We start from the raw sequence: 20,118 nt of genomic DNA, 5'->3' as shown, positions 1-20,118 counted from the left end.
TCCGACACCCAGGAGTGCCGAATGTCCATCAAGCGCACCGACCGGATGCGGGAGGTGCTGTCGGTCCTGCGGGACCGCGGCGAGGTCGCATCGACGGTGCTGTGCACCGAGCTGCGCGTCTCCCCCGCCACGCTGCGCCGCGATCTGGCCGAGCTCGAGGAGCAGGGCCTGCTGGTGCGCACACATGGTGGCGCCAGGGCCCTCGACCCCAGCGGCAGTGAGATCCCGGTGCGCCTGCGCGACCACCGCATGGTCGCGATCAAGCGCCGCATCGCCCAGCACGCCGCCGCCCTCGTCCCGCCCGGCCCGCAGGCCGTCGCGCTCACCGGCGGCGTCACGTGCGGCGAGGTCGCCCGCGCGCTCAAAGGGCGCCCCCACATCACCGTCGTCACGAACTCGCTCACCATCGCGGCCGACTGCGCCGTCGATGCACACATGAAGGTGATCGCGACCGGGGGCCTGGTGCGTTCCAACTCGCTGGAGGCAGTCGGCCCCATGTCCGAGCACGCGTTCCAGGTGATCACCGTCGGTACGGCGGTGCTGGGCGCCGACGGCATGTCCGCTGAGATCGGCGCCACCACCTATGACGAGGCCGAGGCCCGCACGGCGATCGCGATGGCATCCAACGCCCAGCGCGTCGTGGTCGCCGTCGACGGATCGAAGATAGGCAACGTGACCCTGGCCAAGATGGTGGCGCCGGCGCAGATCCACCACCTCGTCACCGACTCCACCGCCGATCGCGAGCAACTCGATCGCATCGCCGCCGCCGGGGTGCGCGTGCACGTCGTCGACGCTGAGTGACGGAGCGGCTTTCGTGAACGCGGTCAAGCACTGGTGGGCACTACCCGATCAGTACGACTGGCTGTCGGGCTATCTGCACGCGCGCCGGTTCGACCGTCCGGTCCGAATCGGGATGGCGATGATCTCCGCCGCGGCGCTTCTGTTCCCGCTCAACGCCCTCTACGACCCCGGCGAAGTGCACGGCCGCATCTTCCTCGCCGTCAGCCTCGTCGTCGCGGCCCTGCATCTCGGCTGGCTGGTGCTGTGGCTGACGCGCTGGCCCACCCGTAACCAGTCGGTCGCCTACGGCCTGAGCTTCTCGGCCAGCGTCGCCGCATCGACCTGGATCGCCGGCAACCCGAGCATCGGCCTCGTCGGATGCACCGCGCTGGCGCTGCCGGGCATCTACTTCGCGTTCTTCCATTCCAGCCGGCTGCTCACCGTCAACCTCGCCATCGCGCTGACCGTAGCGGGCATCCATTCCGTCGAACTGATCCGCGACGGGCAATCGGTCCTGGCCGCGTCGATGATCGTCCTCGTTCTGCAACTCAATGCCGTGGTACCACTGGTCTTTCAAATCGCCGTCCACGCACTCGGAATCGACCTCATCCAATCCGACCGCGACCCGTTGACCGGCCTGCTCAACCGCCGCTCGTTCGAACGCGAAGTCGTCAGAGCGGTCCTCGACGGTCAGCACGGCGGCACCCACCTCGTCCTGGTGATGATCGACCTCGATCGTTTCAAGGCGCTCAACGACGCCAAGGGGCACAGCGCCGGCGATGACGCGCTGGTCTCGATCGGCCGCGCGCTCACCGCCGGCATGCCGGCATCGGCGGCCATCGGCCGCGTCGGTGGTGAAGAGTTTCTCGTCGCCGACATCGTCGCCGCCATGCAGATCCCCGCCCTCGCCGAGCGGGCCCGCCATGCCGTCACCACGGGAGAGCACTCGCTGACGGCCAGCGTCGGTACGGCCACCACACTCATCACCGGCATCGACGGCACCAACATCGTCGACACCCTGCGGCGGCTCACCGCGCAGGCCGACGTGGCGATGTACCAGGCCAAGCGTGCCGGTGGTAACCGCGTCTACCACCACGCCACCGACAGCCAATCCCGGCGCTGACAGAACCTACTCCGGAGTAACCGATACCGGCGTGGAGTGGGTCGAGCACGGCCGCTTAAACTCCCCCGAGATACATTCTTTAAGACGCTCTTAGAAATGACATGCCATCAGGAGGCGCAGTGGCCACTCACGCCAGCTCAAGGATCTCCAAGGTGCTCGTCGCCAACCGCGGAGAGATCGCCGTCCGGGTGATCCGAGCATGCAAGGACGCCGGACTCGAGAGCGTGGCGGTGTACGCCGAGCCCGACGCCGACGCCCCGCACGTGCGGTTGGCTGACGAAGCATTCGCGCTCGGCGGCCAGACCTCCGCGGAGTCCTACCTGGTGTTCGAGAAGCTGCTCGACGCCGCCGCCAAGTCCGGCGCCAACGCCGTGCACCCCGGCTACGGCTTCCTCTCCGAGAACGCCGACTTCGCCCAGGCCGTCCTCGACGCCGGGCTGATCTGGATCGGACCCAGCCCGCAGTCGATCCGCGATCTCGGCGACAAGGTCACCGCCCGCCACATCGCCGCCCGCGCCGAGGCGCCGCTGGTGCCCGGCACGCCGGACCCGGTCAAGGACGCCGACGAGATCCTGGCCTTCGCCAACGAGCACGGCCTGCCCATCGCCATCAAGGCGGCATTCGGTGGCGGCGGCCGCGGTATGAAGGTGGCGCGGACCCTCGAGGAGATCCCCGAGCTGTTCGACTCGGCCACCCGTGAGGCCGTCGCGGCGTTCGGCCGTGGCGAGTGCTTCGTCGAGCGCTACCTCGACAAGCCCCGCCACGTCGAGGCCCAGGTCATCGCCGATCAGCACGGCAACGTCGTCGTCGCAGGCACCCGTGACTGCTCGCTGCAGCGCCGCTTCCAGAAGCTCGTCGAAGAGGCGCCCGCGCCGTTCCTGACCGACGCGCAGCGCAAGGAGATCCACGAGTCGGCCAAGCGCATCTGCAAGGAAGCCGGCTACTACGGCGCCGGCACGGTCGAGTACCTCGTCGGCCAGGACGGCCTGATCTCCTTCCTCGAGGTCAACACCCGCCTGCAGGTGGAGCACCCCGTCACCGAGGAGACCTCCGGTCTGGACCTGGTGCGTCAGCAGTTCAAGATCGCCAACGGCGAAGCCCTCGACATCACCGAGGACCCGACGCCGCGTGGGCACTCGTTCGAGTTCCGGATCAACGGCGAGGACGCCGGCCGCGGCTTCCTGCCTGCCCCAGGCCCCGTCACCCGCTACGACATCCCCACCGGCCCCGGCGTGCGCCTGGACTCGGGCGTCGAGGCGGGCTCGGTGATCGGCGGCCAGTTCGACTCGATGCTGTCCAAGCTGATCGTCACCGGCGCCACCCGCGAGGAGGCCCTCGAGCGCTCTCGCCGGGCCCTGGCCGAGTTCCATGTCGAAGGCCTCGCGACCGTCATCCCCTTCCACCGCGCCGTGGTCTCCGATCCCGCGTTCATCGGTGACGGCACCAAGTTCGATGTGCACACCCGCTGGATCGAGACCGAGTGGAACAACACCGTCGAGCCGTTCACCGGTGGCGACCCGGTCTCCGAAGAGGACACGCTGCCCCGGCAGACCGTCGTCGTCGAGGTCGGCGGCCGTCGCCTCGAGGTGTCGCTGCCCGGCGATCTGGCGCTCGGCAACGGCGGCGGATCGCCGTCGGGTGCCATCCGCAAGAAGCCGAAGCCGCGCAAGCGTGGCGGTGGCGGCGGAGCGGCCGCGTCGGGCGACTCGGTGACCGCACCGATGCAGGGCACCGTGGTCAAGGTCGCAGTCGAGGAGGGCCAGACCGTGGCTGCCGGCGAGCTGATCGCCGTGCTCGAGGCCATGAAGATGGAGAACCCCGTGACCGCCCACAAGGACGGCGTGGTCACCGGCCTGTCCGTCGAGGCGGGCGCCGCGATCACCCAGGGCACCGTCCTCTGCGAGCTCAAGAGCGAGTGACCTGACGCCGAACGTACGGTTTCTGATGGATTCGCGCCGATTTCCGTCAGAAATCGTGCACTCGGCGCACTGAGCGCATGGAGCCCGTCGAGATCAATGCCGGCGCGTGGTACCTCCGTGCGCTACGTGCCGACGACCGTGTCGACGACCGCCCCGCGCTGGCCGACCTCGGCGAACACCGGGCGGACTACGTCGATCACGCCCTCGCCCACTGGGCGTCGGAGATCCTCTTCACCTGGGCGGTCTGCGAGCCCACGACGGGCGAGCTGCTCGCCGAAGTGACCCTCGATCCGCAGACCCGCGCCGTCTCCACCCGCGCCCGCCCCGGCCACGAGCAGGCAGCTCAGACCGGGGCCGACGCCGTGGCCCGCTTCGCCGAGGCGATGCTCAGCTGATCGGCGCAGGCCGCATCGTGAAGCCGAGATCCTGCAAGATGCCGTACTCGATCGGGCTGATGTACAGCACGTCGTGCCACCCCGGCCCGGGGCTCTTGTCGTTCATCAACTTGAAGTCGTCACCGGAGAACACGAACCGGTCCAGGTGAGACGGCGACCCCGACTTCGAGAGCGGGATCGGCTTACCGCCGTAGGCGGCGACGGCATGCGCACCGCCGAAGTAGGCGCCACCGTTGAGTCCGTCGATGTAGTCCTGTGCGTCGGGGCGGAGCTTGCCATCCGGGCCAAACAGCGAGGTCCCGTCCGCGGTGGTCAGGAAGCTGTCGTAGACGGACCAGTAGCCCAAATCGGAACTGGCCAGCGAGTACATGCCGAACGAGTGGAGGAGCTCGTGGCGCGCGGTGTTCTGGAAGTCGTACTCGTCGTCCGCAACGACGTCACCCGTCGCCCATTCCCACGCGAAGTTCCAGTTCAGGAAAGCCTGGATGGCACCGTTCTCCACGTCGACGCCGGTGAGCACCTCATGCTGGATGGAGGTCTGCAGGAGACCGGGAGGCTCGGTGAAGGCCGCCAGAGTATCGGCGTTCACGAGGTAGTCAGGATCGTTGATCGCGGTGAGCTCGTAGGAGAGCACGATCGGCGTCCTCACGACGAAGAAGCCCGCGATGTAGTCTGCTGCCCGCTGGAACGCTGCCTTGCGGTCCGCCGTCCATTCGTCGCCGACCCAGGTGAAGTCATACGTGATGGCCCGGTGATTGATGATCGATTCGGCGCGGGTGGCGGCCGGGCGGAACCAGTTCAGCAGGTTGACATGCAGACCGAGGTCCCTGGCCGCGACGACGAAGGTGTCCACGCCGGTGAATCCGTCATCCGGGGTGTAGGTGTAGGACCCGTCCTTGTTGACGGTCACCGACCCCGTCGACGGACCTTTGACCAGCCGGTACCGCAACCGGTCGCCGTCGGGGTCCTCCGCGCCGACCGTGCCACTGATCGGCCCGTCCAGCACGCCGGTGACCTGGACGGGGTTGACCGTCGGCGCCTGATTGAAGAACGTCCGACGCGTGTTGGCGAGCCGTTCTTCCAGCTGCTCTTTGCGCTCGTCGCTGATCGGCCGGTCGGCGATGCGTTCGAGCGTCTTCGCGGTCATCTGATTGATCACCGCGGCAGCCCGCTCCTGCCGAGCCTTCCTCGGATTCTCGGCAGGCTCGTCAGCATCGGCTCGGCGGACAGTCCGCTCCTCGCGTGCGTGCTGCGCAGCATTCCTGCGCTCGGCGATCCGTTCGCGGCGATCGGCCTTCGCCGACGGGCCGGCTGTCTCACCCGCCGGCGCGGACACCGACGTCTCGCTATCCGCCGACGCCACCCCGACCTGCGGGCCGGTCAACGACAGACCCCACAGCGCCGCGCCCATCCCCGCCGACGCTGCACCCAGCGTCAGCCAGCGCCGCACCGCGAACTGCTCACACCTCACGCCCATGACATATCCCCCTTGTTCACTTACGCCCACGCCGACACAGCAGTCAGCGGTGGCACGACGATGTAGCCGAGATCGCGCAGGATCCCGATCTCGATCGGGCTGAGCTCACGCACGCCGAGGGCGCCCTGAGCCTTGATGCGGTGGTTCATCAGCTGGTAGTCGTCGCCGGTGAACGTGTCGGTGTCCAGGTGCGAGCCCGAGCTACCGTCCGCCCACTTCGACGGTGAATACACCGGCACCGGCTTGCCGTAAGCCGCCAGCGCATTCGGACCGGCGAGATTCAGGCCGCCGTCGGCGCCGAGCAGATAGCGATCGGAACTCTCAGGCCAGCGGTAGTCGGCTGATACGAGCTTCGTACCGTCGGCCGACACCAGGAAGCTGTCCCACACCGACCAGTTGCGGCGATCGCCATTGGTTCCCGGGGGCCCCGCCACCGAGAGGAACCCGAAGGAATGCATCAGCTCGTGCATCACGATGCTGGTGAAGTCGTAATCCTTGCCCGTGACGACGTCGCCGATCGCGGTCGGAAATGCGAAGTTCCACTCGATGACGCCGTCGACGGCGTCGCCGTTGGAGTCGACACCGGAGATCACCTTGTTCTGTATTACCGTCCGCCAGAACCCGGGGTCCTCACTGATCAGGTCACTGTCAGCGCCGGCAAGCCATGTCGCGAGGGGCTCGTTGGCGCCCTCGACGCGGTATGCGATCGTCACCGGCTTCAGGACCCTCAGGTACTCAGTGATGTTCTCGGCGACCCGGTTGAGCGCCGCCTGACGATCCGGCGTCCAATTCTCGGCGCCCACCTCGTAGCGGAAGTCGAATGTGATGGCGCCGTGGTTGATGAGCATGTCGGCTGCTGTCGCGCCGGGGCGGAACCAGTTCAGCAGGTTGATGTTCGGTCCGATGTCGACAGCGGTGACAGTGAAGGTGTCCACACCGGTGAAGCCTTCGCCCGGCGTATAGGTGTACGTCCCATCTCGGTTGAGCGTGACCTCTCCGGATTTCGGCCGCTCTGCCAGGCGGTAGACGATCCGGTCGCCGTCGGGATCGACTCCGCCGACCGTCCCCGTCACCGGCCCGCGGACGACGCCGGTGACCTGCACCGGCGCGACCGTCGGCGCCTGGTTGAAGAACGTCCGGCGTACTGTCGCCAGGCGCTCCTCCAGCCTCTCCTTCTTGGCGTCACTGACGGGGCGGGCGTCGATCCGGGCCTGCGCCTCGGCCGTCATCTCGTCGATCTTCTTCGCCGCTCGCTCCGCCCGCTCCTGCTGAGCTTGTGCTCTGCGAGCGCGGCGGTCTTCCCGGTCGTCTCGCGGCGACTCGGCATCGTCTCCGGCCTGCTCGTCACGAGCACGCTGCGCCGCACTCCTCCGTTCGGCGATCCGCTCCCTGCGATCGGCCTTCGCCGACGGTCCCGCCGAATCACTGGCCGAGGTCGACACCGACGTCTCGCTCGAGTCGGCTGCCGCTGACCCGATCTCGGGTCCCAGCAACGCGAACCCCAGCAGCCCCGCACCCAGCCCCGCCGACGCCAAACCCAGCCGGACGCTGGCACTGACAGCACTCACCGACAAACCCCCCTCATCCCGATGTTCACCGCACAGTACAGCAAACAGTTAGTTCGCATACAGATTTTGTAGAGCGGACTAAATTAGTCGATTAGTCAGCATTATTCGTCAGAATTTGCCTGGCGCCCCTGATCGCTCAGCAAAGTACAGAGGGAATAGTGGACACGACGAATGACCCACTCGTCAATAAGTACGTAAACCCTACAGCAAATCCGTTTACCATCAGGCTTTCCCGCGAGCAGACGCGAACTCGGGAGAATCGGGCTCGAAACGCGCGAGTTCGCGTCTGCTCGCGCAGGGGACGTCAGTGGCTCTGCTGGATCGACCAGCTGGGCGTCGAGAAGCTCTGCTGCGGCCAGTAGTAGTAGCCATAGCCGACTCGCGGCCAACCGACCCACGGCTGCGCGACGGTGTCGGGAGTCGCGACCATGCTGCCGTCGTCGTTGACGCTCATCGTGGCGCTGGCCGTGCCGGCCAGCCCGAGCGCGGCGCCGCCGATGATTCCAGCCGACAGCAGGGGCAGGGCGAGGATGCGGGTGAAGCGATTCATGGTGAGCTCCTTCGTTGAGTGATGACTCAACTTTCGCCCGCCGCGCGTCCGAAGTCTGTCCGGTGATCAGGCCTTATGCCGGAGGATCGTCATGTCCCCCGATCGGTGGACATCACCGGGTGTCGATGTCGGCGCCCGAACAGAGATCGGCGCAGTCGACCGCCGCGACATCTTCCCGCGTGTGCAGGAACGGCCCGGCACCGTCGTCTCCGGCCAGCGTGTCGAGCAGCGCCGCCCAGTGCCTGCGGGCGATCACCACCGGATGCCCCGGTCTGCCGTTGTAGCTCGCGCGAGCCAGCCCGGTGCCGCGCGCGGCGTCGAGCACCCGCCTGACAGCTGCGGCATTCACGTCGGGAGTGTCGACCGGCAGGAAGACTGCGCGGTCAGCCTCATCGCCCAGCGCGAGCACCCCTGCGCGCACCGATGCGCTGAGTCCGTCGGCCCAGTCGCGCGCGACGACGGCCCGCGCAGGATGAGGGATCGCAACGCCGTCGACGGCGGCACCCAACACCACGACCACGTCACGGCACCCGCCGTCACGGAGAGCAGTCACCGCCGAGACCAACCATCGGCCGGTGTCAGCAAGCACCTTGGGCATACCGAAGCGGGTGCCGGCACCCGCCGCCAGGACGATACCTACATCTGAATACCGTTGAGCGACAGACACTTTCGCGACAGCCCTCCCAAGGTGTGGCAATTTTGACATCTAGATGGTTGGCATTTGTGAACAACTGACCAAACTCATTGTCCAAGATCACTGCGTACGCGTATGGTCAGATCAACGGGTTGATGAACCAGCCCACTTGAGGAAACGTCATCGTCACGCGGGTCTGTAATTCCCGCGCAGGCTTCTTTAGTTCAGCCCCCTTGGCGCGACCACATCACGAAATCCTTTCGACTGATGGAGCCAAGAGTGGCTGAAGCCCCCGTTACACCGCCGGAAGGCACGGAGACACACGTGTGTCACTCCGCGTTCTTCCAGACCCGCCGACCGCAGCCGGCGACCGCCATCGTTTCCGCCCAGGGCGAACTCGACGCAGCGAACGGAAACGCGTTCGTCACGTACGCCCTGAGGGACGCGAAGCAGACCCAATGGCTGGTGATCGACCTGAGCGGATTGAGCTTCTTCGCCACAGCCGGCTTCTCGGCGCTGCACACGCTCAACGTGCAATGCGCCGGCGAGAACATCCGGTGGGCACTGATCCCGAGCCTCGCCGTCGATCGGCTGCTACGGCTGTGCGACCCGGACTCCACGCTGCCGATCTGTGTCGACGTGGCCACCGCGCTGACCACCGTGCACAGCGATCCCCCGCGATTACTGAAGTTGGTCTCGCAGCCGCGTTAGCGACTTCGCCAGCAGCCGGGACACGTGCATCTGCGAGATGCCCACCCGCTCGGCGATCTGCGTCTGGGTCATCGACTCGAAGAACCGCAGCACCAGGACCGTGCGTTCCCGCTCCGGCAGGGCCTCGAGCAGCGGACGCAACGCCTCGCGGTTCTCGATCTGGTCGAGAGTCATGTCGAAATCACCGAGGGTGTCGGCGATCGCCGGGGCGTCCTCGTTGCTGCCGCTGCCGCCACTGTCGATGGACAGCGTGTTGTACGAGCTGCCCGCCACCAGGCCCTCGATGACCTCGTCACGATCCATCTCGAGTTCAGCGGCCAGCTCGGTGGCCGTCGGCGCCCGGCCCAGACGCTGCGACAGGTCCGCCGTAGCGGCGCCGAGCCGCAGGTGCAGCTCCTTGAGCCGGCGAGGCACCTTGACCGACCAGCTGTTGTCTCGGAAATGCCGGCGAACCTCACCCATGATGGTGGGTACCGCAAAGGACACGAAGTCGGACCCTGCGTTGACGTCGAAGCGGATCACGGCGTTGACCAGTCCGACCCGGGCGACCTGGACCAGGTCGTCGCGGGGCTCCCCGCGTCCGTCGAACCGGCGGGCGATGTGATCGGCCAGCGGCAGGCAGCGTTCGACGATGGCGTCGCGCTGACGCTGGAACGCCGCCGACCCCTCCTCGAGGCCTTCCAGCTTCCGGAACATGGCGACCACGTCCGCATATTCAGAGCTCGATCGCGAGGACGAACCCTGGGAGGACGACCGGGTCACTGCAACGAACTCGCTCGCCTTGTCGTCATCGAGATACCGAATACCTGGCCTTCCGGCGACTGACCATCGGAGAACGTGGTCACCTCGTCGGTCAGGGAACTCAGGACGTGCCAGCTGAAGCTCCCGGGTGCGAGAATGTCTGGGCTGTCGCAGGTGGTCGACGCGTGGACTACCAGCGCTTCAGACTGCGGGTCCACGATGAGCAGCAACGTCGAGTCGGGGACGGCGGACCGGATCAGCCGGGTGCAGGCCTCGTCCACGGCGAGCCGCAGGTCAGCGACGGCGTCGAAGTCGAGATCCTCGAAGGTGCCGATCGCCGCGACCAGCGTGCGCAGCACGGCCAGATTCTCCAGCGTCGCCGCGACTCGCAACTCCACGGACTGAGCGCTGTGCCGCTTCCCGTTGACGTGGCTCGCGCCCTGCGCCATCTGACCTCCCGAAAACTTCCCCGAGAGACTACCCCAGGGCGCGTCGCCGCTACCCACGGGTGCTCCGGCCTGTCGCGACGAGCGCCGAATCTGTGTGTGCGTGCCGCCGGTTAACTGTTGATGACATGGTGCGCAACCCATACCCCGGCCCCCAAATCTGCAAACTCGGGGCCGAAAAGCCTTGCGTCAGCGCGCAATTCTGTGTATCCGCGATGAGACGCGCGTCACCCGTTTAGTTCGCGAGGTGCGGGGAAGCCCAGACCGACCGACCACAAGTCGGAGTCAGAGGACGACAACCCCAGCCGAAAGGTCATCATGACTGACAAGAACAGCGGCCCCGCAGAGGGCATCAAAGGCGTCGTCGAGGACGTGAAGGGCAAGGCCAAGGAGACTGTCGGCACCGTCGCCGGACGTGACGACATGGTGGAAGAAGGCAAAGCGCAGCAGGACAAGGCCGAAGCGCAGCGTGAGGTCGCGGAGAAGGAAGCCGAGGCTGAGTCCGCTCGCGCCGGCGCCAAGGCCGCCGAGAAGCGCCAGGAAGCCAACCAATAAGCAGACTCTCGACGGGCCCGACCGGTACGACCGGTCGGGCCTGTCTGTTGCGTCAACACCGATAGCCTTGCCGCTCCAAGGCCAGACCAACACGGCCGAGTACCTCACCGGTCTTCGACGTCGATGCCGATCTTGAGATCTTCGGAGCCGAGATCGGCGTCACCCCAGGCCGCCGATCCGACACGCACACCTGTCCGGGGCACCATGGGCCAGCGCTTGCGCAGAATCAGCCGCACCCGCGTGACTCTCGGCGTGTGTGCCCCGCCGTCCATCAGGTTCACGGTGTCCCGCGCGTAGTCCAGCGGACGCGCTGACGAATAGCGGTCGGCAAGCGCCTGCACCTCGGGGGAAGCGACGGATCATCTCGATCGGTAGGGAAGAGCCCGCGGTATCCGCTCTGTAGAACACGGCGCGTCAGCACACCGGCGGAAGCGCCTCGCTGCCGCGAAGGATGCCTGTCACGAATCGTGGCCCAGAGCACCGACACCGTCGTCTATGAGACGCAGGTCGGGAAGCACCGCTACCAGCTGCTGTGGGTCATGTCAGAGCGTCGATCAACTCTCCGACGGTGTGCGCGGACTCCACCGGATGTCGCATCCGCCCGTCGCGGTTGACCGTGTAGCTGTTGCGGCGGCCGACTTTCGACTTGTCGACGTATCCGTCGGCGATGAGGTCGGCAAGGATCGTCTGGACAGATCGTTCGGTGATCCCGATCAGCACACTCAACTCGCGCGCTGTCAGCGATCGCCCCTGCGCGAGGCACAGCAGCACATGTCCGTGGTTGGTCAGGAACGTCCACGTCCGCGACGTGGACGACACATCGGCTGCCGGAGGGGCTGCCGCCGGGCGCGGTGCCGTTTTGCCAGGGCTTTTGCGTGAGGCGGGCATCGGCGACAGCTTAAGTGATGCGCACAGTCCGGTTCGGGATTTGGTTCACGTCTCGTTTTACGAATTTTGAAACACGAGACGTAATACGCGTAATTCACTTCGCACGTCGAGCGCTTTCGCGACTCCGGTCCTGCCGACGCTGATCGTCGCCCCCGCACTCGTCGGTCTGGTGTCCGCGATCATCGGACGACGAGCCCCGCGCTTCGTCGGCCGCCTCGGAACCGCCACTGCGACGGCCGGACTGCTGATCGCAGTCGTCAACTCGCCGGTGGCACACGACCACCTCGCGGCGGCGCTGCTCGTGCTGATCTTCGGAGTGTCCTCCATCGCACAGGGTTTCGCCGGGCGCTATCTCGCCGGCGATGATCGAGCCGCCTGGTTCAGCAGTGGCGCACTGCTTCTCACGTCGGCAGCCGCGGCCATGGCGACCGCTACCACGCTCGTCGGCCTCGCAATCGGCTGGACCGCAGCCGGCATGGCGTTGTGCCTCCTGCTGTCCACCTATCGCGAGCTGCCCATGGCCCGCGACGGCGTACGGCGCACGGCATTGGCGTTCGCCATCGGCGATGGCGCGCTGTGGATCGCGGTGACGCTGCACGAATTCGGCCGCGAGACAACGCAACCGTTGATCGCAGTCCTCATCGTCGTCGCCGCGCTCTCCCGCTCGGCCCAGATCCCCTTCCATCGCTGGCTGCCCGCCACTCTGGCCGCACCCACGCCGGTGTCGGCGCTACTGCACGCGGGTGTCGTCAACGGCGGTGGCGTGCTCTTGGTGAAGCTGAGTGTGCTCGGCACTCCGCTGGCGTCAGGCATCGTCATCGCCGCCGGAGTGGCGTCGATGGCCTACGGCGCGGTGCTGATGCTCGTTCGCCCCGACATCAAAGGGGCGCTGGCCTATTCGACGATGGCGCAGATGGGCTTCATGATGCTCACCTCCGGGCTGGGATTGTGGGCTACCGCGGTGATCCACCTGATCGGACTTGGCTTCTACAAGGCGACGATGTTCCTGTCGTCGGGATCGGCGATCGCGCGGCACCGCCGCCACCATGTGCTCGCACCACCCCGCGGTCTCTCCCGCGTGCATCTGTGGAGTATCGCCGCCGCCGCGGCACTGCTGCCACCGGCCACCCTCGCCCTCGGCGTCGCGCTGGCGCCGGCCTGGCAGGAAGGCCACACCGCAGACGTCGCCCTGCTCGTGTTCGCCTGGGCCACCGGCTCGACCGCACTGTGGGGGTGGCTGCGCCGGCAGCCCACAGCGGGCGGCGTCCTCGGCGCCATCTCGGTGATGGTGCCCGCCGCGATCGCCTACGTCGCGGTGGTGGGGATCCTCCACCGATACCTGGCCCCGGCGCTGCCGGCCGCGACCGCATCGCCGGCGACGGTGTGGGCCGTGATCGCGGCCGCACTGATGGTGCTGGGTGCCGTGGCGAGCCTGCGGGCATCACCGCGGCTCTACACACACGCACTGTCCGCCGGAACCCTTCACCCGACAGGAGCCCTTCGATGACAGCAGCCGATTCGGTGGACTCGGTCGCCTCCGCGCACATCGTCGAAACAGGACTGGGGCTCACACAGCGCTCCCCCGCGCTGGCCCGCAGGGTCGACCGGGGTCAGTGCGGCATCGTGTGCGCGACCGTCAACCCGCAGGACGGGACGATCCGGGTGCACGCGACGCTCGGCGTCGAGGAGACCAACGGCGTTCTCGTCGAGATGGTCTGACAGAGAACACTTTTCAGCATGCGGTTCAGGGCAGAGCCGGGAGGGCGGCGATTGCCGTCAGGGCGATCAGTAGCCACCCGGCACCCTGCCAGGCCCACCAGGCCGGTGTCTCGCGCTGCATTTTCGCGCCCCGCAGCAGCGACAGCGCTCCGCCCACCAGCAGGATCAGCGGCGCCCCGACCGCAGCGCCCGCGCGCTGCGGGGCCCCGCATGCCAACGCGTCGATGGTGGACCCGGTGCAGGTGCTCATCCACAGCGACGCCGTCACCAGGAACAGCAGCCCCGCGGCGGCGAAACCGACTCCCGTGCGCACGGCATCGCGCACACCCCGGTCGTCGTCATACCCGATGCCCGACCGATGCTCGTGGCCCGACAGGTCCGTCATGGGATCGTGACTTCCCTGTGATCTGCGCTGGTAAACGTCGGCAGCCGACACTGTCACCGTCGGTGCTTACGATCCGGGGGTGACGCGGACTCGGTGGCGCTTGGCGGGCGCCCTCGGCATCGCCGCCGGGATGGGAGCGGCGCTCTGCGGGGTAGCGCCGTGGTGGTGTGTGGCCATCGCGGTCGCCACGCCGCTCGTGCCGCGGTTCCTCACAGCCATCGTCGTGGGCGCGGCCACGCCGGGAGCCCGCGAGACCGACGCCCGAGACGAGATGTCGGGCACCGAGTTCGAGGATTACGTGGCCCGGATCGCTCGCTCGGCCGGCGTGCCGGTGATCATGACGCCGTTGTCGGGTGACTGGGGCGTCGACCTGATCCTCGGGCACCGGCCCGACCGACTGGCCGTGCAGTGCAAACGGCAGTCACGCCCGGTCGGCACCAGCGCCGTCCAGGAGGTCGTCGCCGGTGCGCCCATGCAGGACTGCACCCGCACCATGGTCGTCACCAACCATCAATTCACCCCAGCGGCGCGCAAACTCGCCGAACGCCACGGATGTGAACTCGTCGGTGGCGACGAGCTGCCGCGGCTGCGCTCGACGATCCGCCGACTCACCCGACCGATCGAACCGACATCGACCTGAGCACCGCGCGCACCGCGTCGACCGCGGCGTCGATCTCCGCGCGCGACACCGTCAGCGCGGGCCGGAACCGGACGCTGTCGGGACCGCAGCCGAGCATGATCACCCCGGCGTCCCAGAGCCGCGCCACCAGCGTGTCGCGCTGCTCTGCACTCGGAAGGCTGAATGCACACATCAGACCGCGGCCGCGCACGTCCCGAACCAACGCGGGGAACGCGGCGGCCACCTCGTCGAGGCGCTCGAGCAGATAGCGGCCGTTGTCCGCGGCGCAGTCGAAGAGCCCGTCGGCCTCGATGACCTCCAGGACGCGGCGCGACCGCACCATGTCCACGAGATTGCCACCCCACGTCGAGTTGATCCGCGAGCTCACGGCGAAGACGTTGTCGCCGACCTCGTCGACCCGGCCACCGGCCATCACGCCGCACACCTGCGTCTTCTTGCCGAACGCCACCACGTCGGGCTGCACGCCCAATTGCTGGTAGGCCCAAGCTGTTCCGGTGATCCCGCAGCCGGTCTGCACCTCGTCGAAGATCAGCAGCGCGTCGAACTCGTCGCACAGCTCACGCATCGCGGCGAAGAACTGCGGCCGGATGTGACGGTCGCCGCCCTCACCCTGGATCGGCTCGGCTATGAAGCAGGCGATGTCGTGCGGTGCGGCCTCGAACGCGGCACGTGCCTGCCTCAGCGACTCGGCTTCCAGCGCCTCGATACTGGCTCCCGACCGGAGATACGGCGCGTCGATGCGCGGCCAGTCGAATTTCGGGAAGCGCGCGACTTTGTTGGGGTCGGTGTTGGTCAACGACATCGTGTACCCGCTACGGCCGTGGAACGCGCCGCGCAGGTGCAGCACCTTCGTTCCCAACTCCGGATCGCGACCGTGCGCCTCGTTGTGCCGACTCTTCCAGTCGAAGGCCACCTTGAGTGCGTTCTCGACGGCCAGTGCCCCGCCGTCGACGAAGAACAGGTGCGGCAGCGCCGGGTCGCCGAGGACACGGGCGAATGTCTCCACGAAGCGTGCCATCGGCACGCTGTACACATCGGAATTGCTGGGCTTGTTCAGCGCGGCCGCGGTCAGCTCCGCGCGGAACTGCTCGTCATCGGCGAGTGCCGGATGGTTCATGCCCAGTGCCGACGATGCGAAGAACGTGAACATGTCGAGATAGCCCCGGCCCGATCGCGCGTCGATGAGATACGACCCACGCGAGCGCTCCACGTCGAGCACGAGATCCAACCCGTCGGCCAGGATGCTGCGGGCCAGAACCGGGCGCACGTCCTCGGGAGTGATGTCGGAAGTGATCCGGGATGCGACAGCAGGCGCCGCCAGAACGTCGGTCATGGGCCGACTATAGCGCAAATATTCCGTTAAGAATGCCCTAAAGGTACAAAGTTTCCCGTCAGGGGTGTTTACACGCTACTCTTTTCCGGGTCCAGCGCTTCTTCGGCGGCTCGCCGGCGCAGATCGATCGTCCCGCCGAGCTGGCGCGCCAACGCGGGATGCCGCTGCACCACCGGCGCGATGACATGGCGGGGAATCGAGAGCACGGTCGTTTCGACCACGGCGACCGCGCCGGTCAGCACGCGCTGGCGGGTCAGCGCCGTGGCCCCGACGAAGTCACCCGGTTGCACCTGGCCGATCGGAATGTGCGCGCCGTCTCGGGCGGTCGCCGTCAACTGCAGCTCACCGTCGAGCACGAAGGCAATGGCGTCGGGAACCGACCCCGGGGCTTGCACGATCTCACCCTCGGCGTACGAGAGCAGCCGGCCCGCCTCGACGAGTGAGGCCGTCGTCTCTTCGTCGAGCCCCAGCCGCGACCCGATCCGCATGGCCTGCGCACTCAGGTCCGGAGCCACGTCGTCCTGCGGCTCCACGCCGTCGAGGCGCACTCCGGCTCGCCGAGCCGCATACCAGACTCGATGCAGCAGAACATTTCTGGTTGCGGACTCATCAGCAGGACCGATGACGGGCACCGACACCCGGTACTCCCCCGCGCCGAGTGCGCTCACCCGGGACGGCAGGTCCGCCATCTTCGACGGCAGCGCGTCGGCGACGGCGCGCAGCATCTCCACGACGGTGGCAGGTCGGTCGCCCGGACTGAAGGTCAGGGTCGCCGTTGCCTGGAAGGCGGCGCCGGTCACGCGGCTGAGGTTGGTGAAGGACCCGGTCGCCAGCGACGCATTCGGCACGATCGTGATGCCGTTGCCGGTGTCGATGTGTACCGAACGCCAGTTCACCTCGAGGACGCGGCCGCGGGCCGCCGACGTGTCGAGCCAGTCACCGATGCGGAAAGGCTGTTCGAACAACAGGAACAAGCCCGCGATCACGGGACCCACTGCCGACTGCACGGCCAAGCCGATGACGATCGAGGTGACACCGACCGCGGCGAACAGGCCCCCGACATCGGTGCCCCAGACCCAGGAGAACAGCAGTCCCAGACCGATCACGATCACGACGAGTCGACCGAGGTCGATGAAGATCGTCGGCAACCGCTCGCGCCAGCTGCCCGGCCGCGCTTCGCCGAACAGTGCGGCGTTGGCGCCGGAGAGCGCGAACAAGATGAGGAGGAAGCCGAAGACGGTCGCGGCGATGCGGGGCCACGTGGCCTCGACATCGGAATCGTTGACCTGGTCGATGAGGATGTACAGCGCCAGCGCAGGCAGGACCGCATTGCGCAGCAGCAGCACCGGCCGGGCGTAGCTGCTGCCCCGCCGCGCCAGCCACTGGTACAGCTCGGTGAGAATCAGCAACGCGACCGGCAGTGCCACCACGACCGACACCGTCGGCCAGAACCACGGTTGCGCTGTCAGCACGTTCACGACGACCTCGCCGGGATGCGCAGCGACCAGACCGGCTCGTCCCCGCCAGGTCCGATCACCGTGCCCTCTTCGGTGAAGTTGTACAGCGCCGTCAGATTGGCGTGCACGCGGTCGCTGACGAAGATCCCCGGACGATCGGTCGCCGCGTGCACGCGGTGCGCCAGATCGACCGCCTCACCCCACAGGTCATAGATCCTGGTGCGCTGCCCGATCAGACCGCTCGACACCTGCCCGCTGTCGATGCCGATGCGCAGGGCCAACTCCGCGTCGTGCTGATCATTGAAGACGTTGACCACGTCGACGAGGTCGACGGCGAAAGCCGCTGTGCGGCTGGCGTGGTCGACGCGTGGGACGACCAGTCCGCAGGTGGCCAGGAACCCGTTGTGCAGGTTGCGCACCCGTTCGATGCCATGACGTTCAGCCGCGGCGTCGAACGCCTCGATGAGGCCGTTGAGGGTGCGCACGGATTCCTCTGCCGACAGGGCGCGGGCGAAGTCCTGGAAGTGCAGCAACTCGGCGTAGACCACCGAGACGTCGCGGTGGTCGCCTCCGATGGCCTGCTCGCCCTGGCGGAACCGCTGCGCGACGGTTTCGGGCATCAACGTGGCCAGGAGTTCGTCGATCTCGCGCCGCTGGGCCTCGATGAGCTCCTGCTTGGTGCGCAAGCTCTCCGACATGTCGTTGAATTCGGCTGCCAGATCGCCGAATTCGTCCTTGGTCGTGACCGGGACACTGACCCCGACCTCACCGCCGCGGACTCTGCGCACCGCATCGGCGATGCGCGCGACAGGACGGGTCAGCATCCGGCTCAGAAGCAGGGCGAGAACGCAGACGACGAGGACGATCGTCGCGGTCGACAGGGCGATGTCGCGCGCGAACTTGTTGACCGGGGCCAATGCCTCGTTCTCGTCGATCTTGGCGACCAGCACCCAGTCCAGGCCCGGGATGTCCAGCGGCATGTACGACACCAGGGACGGCGGACCGATGTAGTCGTTGTCGGTCACCGTTCCCGACTCACCTTCGAGCGCCCGATTGACCGCGACGGTGTCGACGGGCTGCAGCAGCGTGCTGCCTTGGACGGCGACCTCGCGTTCGGCCACATCGGTGGGCGTGCCGTTGTCGACGACCTCGCCGACGAAGGCCTGGGGATCAGTGAGCAGCCGCCGGGACACCGACCGCATCACCCGGTCAGGCCCCGCGAGGTAGGTCTCGCCGGTGGCGCCCAGGCCGTCGGCCTCCCAGCCGCGGTTGCCGGTCATCACGTTGTTGATGCCGTCGATCGACAGCTGCAGGGCGAGCACGCCCTGGATGGCGCCGCCGTCACCGATGGGCGAAAGCACCCACAGCGTCGGCTTGTCGTAGGCGGGCGGGTAGCGCTCGAAGTCGGTGATGAACGTCTGGTCCACCGAGGTCGCCTGCAGCGCCTTGCGGTAGCTATCGGCCAGCAGGGACGCCTTGTAGGGCCCGGTGAACAGGTTGGTGCCGAGGTCAGCACCCTTGTAGGCGGTGTAGACGACGTTGCCCGAGGTGTCGATCAGCAGGGAATCCTCGAACGAGAACCGCGTGGTGAGGTCGGTGAAGAAGCTCTGATACCGATCGTTGGTCGCCGACCAGCCGTTCGGCGGTCCCGCGGGCCGTATGGTCAGCGCCTTGTCGAAGTCGCCACCGGCCGCGACGGTGTACGCGTTCTGCAGGGCCACGGCCGCGTTGCTCGTGGGCAGGAACAGCGTCGGGTCCGTCGGTTGTCCGCTGCGCTCGGTCAGGGCCGGGGCGAACACGGTGTCGTAGTAGCGGCGCACGGCGTCGCGCTGCTCAGGCGAGGGAGGCGTCGCGTCGAGCTCGCGGTAGGCCGCGGCGAACTCGCGGGTGGCGTTGACCGTCGTCGCGCCGTGCGTGACGATCGAGGCGGCATCGCTGACGGTGCGGAAGTACTGCGTGATCTCGCGCGCCCGGGACTCCCGTAGCTGGGTCATGTTGGTGAACTCGGCATTGCGCAGCGAGTCGGTGCCGGAGACGTAGCCGATGGAACCGGTGACCAACACCGACAGCACGCTGACGAGCAGCAGCGCGATCAACACTTTGGATTGAACGCCGAGCGCCACTCGTCCGGTACGCCTTCTGAGCAGGCTCATCCGGTCGCCCCTCCCTCCGTCAGGTGGCTACTGTGGCACGAGGCAAACACCGCAGCCCGGATCGTTACCGAACCGAGCTGGACCGGAAGGTGGCCGTGGTCGGCAGGTCTTCCGCAGAACCCGACCAAGCGATCTTGAATATTTCGATAAAGACCGCGTAAAACAGGAACTACTCCGGTACGGAGCGTCTGTCGCTGTAAAATTTATGTAAGATGATCGTGCTGCGGGTTTTGACGTCGGCCGCGGTGCGGATGCGTTGCAGCAAGCTCTCCAGCGCCCGAGCCGACTTCACGTGGACCAGCAGCACGTAGTTGTCGTCACCGGCCACCGAATAGCACGCCTCGATCTCGGAGATGTGTTCCAGTCGGGCGGGGGCGTCATCGGGTTGCGACGGGTCGAGAGGGGTGATGGCGACGAACGCCGACAACATGTTGCCGACTGCCTCGGGATTGATCCGGGCGGTGTATCCGGTGACCACTCCGCGCGATTCGAGCCGGCGCACCCGCGACTGCACCGCTGACACCGACAGCCCTGCGGTCGCCGCGAGATGCGCCAGGGTGGCGCGCCCGTCGGCGACGAGTTCGCGGACCAGCACACGGTCGATCTCGTCGAGCGGCTGGCATTCGTCGGGCCCGGTCATGGCC

22 protein-coding genes are annotated in these 20,118 nt (G+C 67.3%); 9 read left to right on the top strand and 13 right to left on the bottom strand.

The window, feature by feature from the left end:
• Nucleotides 1-21 precede the first annotated feature (21 nt).
• From ACZY1G_RS11525 to ACZY1G_RS11510, 4 genes are all read left to right on the top strand, one after another.
• Nucleotides 22-801 carry a DeoR/GlpR family DNA-binding transcription regulator gene (locus ACZY1G_RS11525; protein WP_463822428.1) on the top strand — a complete coding sequence of 260 codons (780 nt, stop codon included), beginning with the start codon at nucleotides 22-24 and terminating at the stop codon, nucleotides 799-801.
• Between the two features lie 13 nt (nucleotides 802-814).
• Complete coding sequence (locus tag ACZY1G_RS11520; RefSeq protein ID WP_463822427.1) at nucleotides 815-1,903, top strand: GGDEF domain-containing protein; 1,089 nt, start codon at nucleotides 815-817, stop codon at nucleotides 1,901-1,903.
• Nucleotides 1,904-2,022: 119 nt separating this feature from the next.
• Entirely contained in the window at nucleotides 2,023-3,822 is a 1,800-nt protein-coding gene (locus ACZY1G_RS11515) for an acetyl/propionyl/methylcrotonyl-CoA carboxylase subunit alpha (protein ID WP_463814390.1), read from the top strand.
• Between the two features lie 77 nt (nucleotides 3,823-3,899).
• Entirely contained in the window at nucleotides 3,900-4,217 is a 318-nt protein-coding gene (locus ACZY1G_RS11510; RefSeq protein ID WP_463814389.1) for a hypothetical protein, read from the top strand.
• Here the strand turns inward: ACZY1G_RS11510 and ACZY1G_RS11505 are convergent.
• The 4 genes from ACZY1G_RS11505 to ACZY1G_RS11490 all read right to left on the bottom strand — a co-directional run bounded on the left by ACZY1G_RS11505 (nucleotide 4,210) and on the right by ACZY1G_RS11490 (nucleotide 8,479).
• On the bottom strand, nucleotides 4,210-5,694 hold the full coding sequence (locus ACZY1G_RS11505; protein ID WP_463822426.1) for an Ig-like domain-containing protein: 1,485 nt from the start codon (nucleotides 5,692-5,694) through the stop codon (nucleotides 4,210-4,212). The genes ACZY1G_RS11510 and ACZY1G_RS11505 overlap by 8 nt on opposite strands.
• Before the next feature lie 20 nt (nucleotides 5,695-5,714).
• Nucleotides 5,715-7,262: an Ig-like domain-containing protein gene (locus ACZY1G_RS11500; protein WP_463822425.1), complete on the bottom strand. Its 1,548-nt coding sequence runs from the start codon at nucleotides 7,260-7,262 to the stop codon at nucleotides 5,715-5,717.
• A gap of 304 nt (nucleotides 7,263-7,566) precedes the next feature.
• On the bottom strand, nucleotides 7,567-7,812 hold the full coding sequence (locus ACZY1G_RS11495) for a hypothetical protein (protein WP_463814386.1): 246 nt from the start codon (nucleotides 7,810-7,812) through the stop codon (nucleotides 7,567-7,569).
• A gap of 112 nt (nucleotides 7,813-7,924) precedes the next feature.
• Complete coding sequence (locus tag ACZY1G_RS11490) at nucleotides 7,925-8,479, bottom strand: nucleotidyltransferase family protein (protein WP_463822424.1); 555 nt, start codon at nucleotides 8,477-8,479, stop codon at nucleotides 7,925-7,927.
• A 234-nt stretch (nucleotides 8,480-8,713) separates the two neighbouring features.
• Here ACZY1G_RS11490 and ACZY1G_RS11485 point away from each other — a divergent pair, with 234 nt between their 5' ends.
• Entirely contained in the window at nucleotides 8,714-9,157 is a 444-nt protein-coding gene (locus ACZY1G_RS11485) for an STAS domain-containing protein (RefSeq protein ID WP_463822423.1), read from the top strand.
• Here the strand turns inward: ACZY1G_RS11485 and ACZY1G_RS11480 are convergent.
• Both ACZY1G_RS11480 and ACZY1G_RS11475 read right to left on the bottom strand, forming a co-directional pair.
• Nucleotides 9,128-9,853 carry an RNA polymerase sigma factor SigF gene (locus tag ACZY1G_RS11480; protein ID WP_463814383.1) on the bottom strand — a complete coding sequence of 242 codons (726 nt, stop codon included), beginning with the start codon at nucleotides 9,851-9,853 and terminating at the stop codon, nucleotides 9,128-9,130. The genes ACZY1G_RS11485 and ACZY1G_RS11480 overlap by 30 nt on opposite strands.
• A 62-nt stretch (nucleotides 9,854-9,915) precedes the next feature.
• Nucleotides 9,916-10,347 (bottom strand): ATP-binding protein, encoded by a 432-nt coding sequence (locus ACZY1G_RS11475; protein WP_463814382.1) that lies wholly within the window; start codon nucleotides 10,345-10,347, stop codon nucleotides 9,916-9,918.
• A gap of 315 nt (nucleotides 10,348-10,662) precedes the next feature.
• Here ACZY1G_RS11475 and mbp1 point away from each other — a divergent pair, with 315 nt between their 5' ends.
• Nucleotides 10,663-10,899: a microaggregate-binding protein 1 gene (gene mbp1 / locus ACZY1G_RS11470; protein ID WP_335329323.1), complete on the top strand. Its 237-nt coding sequence runs from the start codon at nucleotides 10,663-10,665 to the stop codon at nucleotides 10,897-10,899.
• A 104-nt stretch (nucleotides 10,900-11,003) separates the two neighbouring features.
• Here mbp1 and ACZY1G_RS11465 read toward each other — a convergent pair whose 3' ends face one another.
• Both ACZY1G_RS11465 and ACZY1G_RS11460 read right to left on the bottom strand, forming a co-directional pair.
• Nucleotides 11,004-11,240 carry a hypothetical protein gene (locus tag ACZY1G_RS11465; RefSeq protein ID WP_463822422.1) on the bottom strand — a complete coding sequence of 79 codons (237 nt, stop codon included), beginning with the start codon at nucleotides 11,238-11,240 and terminating at the stop codon, nucleotides 11,004-11,006.
• A gap of 196 nt (nucleotides 11,241-11,436) precedes the next feature.
• Nucleotides 11,437-11,787: a helix-turn-helix transcriptional regulator gene (locus ACZY1G_RS11460; protein WP_463814380.1), complete on the bottom strand. Its 351-nt coding sequence runs from the start codon at nucleotides 11,785-11,787 to the stop codon at nucleotides 11,437-11,439.
• A gap of 169 nt (nucleotides 11,788-11,956) precedes the next feature.
• On the opposite strand from ACZY1G_RS11460, the gene ACZY1G_RS11455 reads away from it, so the two are divergent.
• Both ACZY1G_RS11455 and ACZY1G_RS11450 read left to right on the top strand, forming a co-directional pair.
• Nucleotides 11,957-13,294 carry a proton-conducting transporter transmembrane domain-containing protein gene (locus ACZY1G_RS11455; RefSeq protein WP_463822421.1) on the top strand — a complete coding sequence of 446 codons (1,338 nt, stop codon included), beginning with the start codon at nucleotides 11,957-11,959 and terminating at the stop codon, nucleotides 13,292-13,294.
• On the top strand, nucleotides 13,291-13,506 hold the full coding sequence (locus tag ACZY1G_RS11450; RefSeq protein WP_463822420.1) for a hypothetical protein: 216 nt from the start codon (nucleotides 13,291-13,293) through the stop codon (nucleotides 13,504-13,506). The genes ACZY1G_RS11455 and ACZY1G_RS11450 overlap by 4 nt, the downstream gene beginning before the upstream one ends.
• Before the next feature lie 25 nt (nucleotides 13,507-13,531).
• On the opposite strand, the gene ACZY1G_RS11445 is transcribed toward ACZY1G_RS11450, so the two are convergent.
• Complete coding sequence (locus ACZY1G_RS11445; RefSeq protein ID WP_463822419.1) at nucleotides 13,532-13,891, bottom strand: hypothetical protein; 360 nt, start codon at nucleotides 13,889-13,891, stop codon at nucleotides 13,532-13,534.
• Between the two features lie 79 nt (nucleotides 13,892-13,970).
• Between ACZY1G_RS11445 and ACZY1G_RS11440 the strand changes: the two genes are divergently transcribed.
• Complete coding sequence (locus ACZY1G_RS11440) at nucleotides 13,971-14,531, top strand: restriction endonuclease (RefSeq protein ID WP_463822418.1); 561 nt, start codon at nucleotides 13,971-13,973, stop codon at nucleotides 14,529-14,531.
• On the opposite strand, the gene lat is transcribed toward ACZY1G_RS11440, so the two are convergent.
• The 4 genes from lat to ACZY1G_RS11420 form a co-directional block, all read right to left on the bottom strand.
• Entirely contained in the window at nucleotides 14,500-15,864 is a 1,365-nt protein-coding gene (gene lat, locus ACZY1G_RS11435) for an L-lysine 6-transaminase (RefSeq protein ID WP_463822417.1), read from the bottom strand. The two genes, ACZY1G_RS11440 and lat, sit on opposite strands and share 32 nt — an antisense overlap.
• Nucleotides 15,865-15,932: 68 nt before the next feature.
• On the bottom strand, nucleotides 15,933-17,342 hold the full coding sequence (locus ACZY1G_RS11430) for a mechanosensitive ion channel domain-containing protein (protein ID WP_463822416.1): 1,410 nt from the start codon (nucleotides 17,340-17,342) through the stop codon (nucleotides 15,933-15,935).
• Nucleotides 17,339-19,474 (bottom strand): adenylate/guanylate cyclase domain-containing protein, encoded by a 2,136-nt coding sequence (locus ACZY1G_RS11425; protein ID WP_463822415.1) that lies wholly within the window; start codon nucleotides 19,472-19,474, stop codon nucleotides 17,339-17,341. The genes ACZY1G_RS11430 and ACZY1G_RS11425 overlap by 4 nt, the downstream gene beginning before the upstream one ends.
• Before the next feature lie 169 nt (nucleotides 19,475-19,643).
• Nucleotides 19,644-20,114, bottom strand: coding sequence for an Lrp/AsnC family transcriptional regulator (locus ACZY1G_RS11420; RefSeq protein ID WP_335329331.1), 471 nt, complete (start codon nucleotides 20,112-20,114; stop codon nucleotides 19,644-19,646).
• Nucleotides 20,115-20,118 lie beyond the last annotated feature (4 nt).

The sequence above is a fragment of the Mycobacterium sp. IDUB_5 genome (assembly GCF_055419565.1).
The sequence above is the reverse complement of the archived record's forward strand: the minus strand, read 5'-3'. Positions and strand labels throughout refer to the sequence as shown.

What these genes read in the sequence shown, in the direction of transcription:
- ACZY1G_RS11480 (WP_463814383.1), bottom strand. Translation starts at nt 9,853, where the DNA reads ATGTTCCGGAAGCTGGAAGGCCTCGAGGAGGGGTCGGCGGCGTTCCAG.
- ACZY1G_RS11485 (WP_463822423.1), top strand. Translation starts at nt 8,714, where the DNA reads ATGGAGCCAAGAGTGGCTGAAGCCCCCGTTACACCGCCGGAAGGCACG.
- ACZY1G_RS11505 (WP_463822426.1), bottom strand. Translation starts at nt 5,694, where the DNA reads ATGGGCGTGAGGTGTGAGCAGTTCGCGGTGCGGCGCTGGCTGACGCTG.
- lat (WP_463822417.1), bottom strand. Translation starts at nt 15,864, where the DNA reads ATGACCGACGTTCTGGCGGCGCCTGCTGTCGCATCCCGGATCACTTCC.
- ACZY1G_RS11475 (WP_463814382.1), bottom strand. Translation starts at nt 10,347, where the DNA reads ATGGCGCAGGGCGCGAGCCACGTCAACGGGAAGCGGCACAGCGCTCAG.
- ACZY1G_RS11425 (WP_463822415.1), bottom strand. Translation starts at nt 19,474, where the DNA reads ATGAGCCTGCTCAGAAGGCGTACCGGACGAGTGGCGCTCGGCGTTCAA.
- ACZY1G_RS11460 (WP_463814380.1), bottom strand. Translation starts at nt 11,787, where the DNA reads ATGCCCGCCTCACGCAAAAGCCCTGGCAAAACGGCACCGCGCCCGGCG.
- ACZY1G_RS11445 (WP_463822419.1), bottom strand. Translation starts at nt 13,891, where the DNA reads ATGACGGACCTGTCGGGCCACGAGCATCGGTCGGGCATCGGGTATGAC.
- ACZY1G_RS11525 (WP_463822428.1), top strand. Translation starts at nt 22, where the DNA reads ATGTCCATCAAGCGCACCGACCGGATGCGGGAGGTGCTGTCGGTCCTG.
- ACZY1G_RS11450 (WP_463822420.1), top strand. Translation starts at nt 13,291, where the DNA reads ATGACAGCAGCCGATTCGGTGGACTCGGTCGCCTCCGCGCACATCGTC.
- ACZY1G_RS11420 (WP_335329331.1), bottom strand. Translation starts at nt 20,114, where the DNA reads ATGACCGGGCCCGACGAATGCCAGCCGCTCGACGAGATCGACCGTGTG.
- ACZY1G_RS11510 (WP_463814389.1), top strand. Translation starts at nt 3,900, where the DNA reads ATGGAGCCCGTCGAGATCAATGCCGGCGCGTGGTACCTCCGTGCGCTA.
- mbp1 (WP_335329323.1), top strand. Translation starts at nt 10,663, where the DNA reads ATGACTGACAAGAACAGCGGCCCCGCAGAGGGCATCAAAGGCGTCGTC.
- ACZY1G_RS11495 (WP_463814386.1), bottom strand. Translation starts at nt 7,812, where the DNA reads ATGAATCGCTTCACCCGCATCCTCGCCCTGCCCCTGCTGTCGGCTGGA.